Genomic DNA, 296 nt, shown 5'->3' with positions numbered 1-296 from the left:
ACTGTCGATACACCAGTTGACGAAGAGGAAGCGGTGGACGCTCCAGTTGATGGAGAAGAAACTGTCGATACACCAGTTGACGAAGAAGAAGCGGTCGATGCTCCAGCTGATGAAGAAGAAGCTGTGGACGCTCCAGTTGATGGAGAAGAAGCGGTCGATGCACCAGTTGATGAAGAAGAAGTGGTAGATGCTCCGGCTGACGAAGAGGAAACTGTCGATACACCAGTTGACGAAGAGGAAGCGGTGGACGCTCCAGTTGATGGAGAAGAAACTGTCGATACACCAGTTGACGAAGA

General features: G+C 51.0%; 1 protein-coding gene. It reads left to right on the top strand.

Translation table 11 applies throughout. From position 1 onward, the window contains the following. Positions 1-296 (top strand): hypothetical protein (locus AWV70_RS24030; protein WP_201024473.1); only part of this gene is annotated, 296 nt, incomplete at both ends.

The organism is Sporosarcina koreensis, assembly GCF_001531445.1.
Lineage (GTDB): Bacteria > Bacillota > Bacilli > Bacillales_A > Planococcaceae > Sporosarcina > Sporosarcina koreensis_C.
The sequence above is the reverse complement of the archived record's forward strand: the minus strand, read 5'-3'. Positions and strand labels throughout refer to the sequence as shown.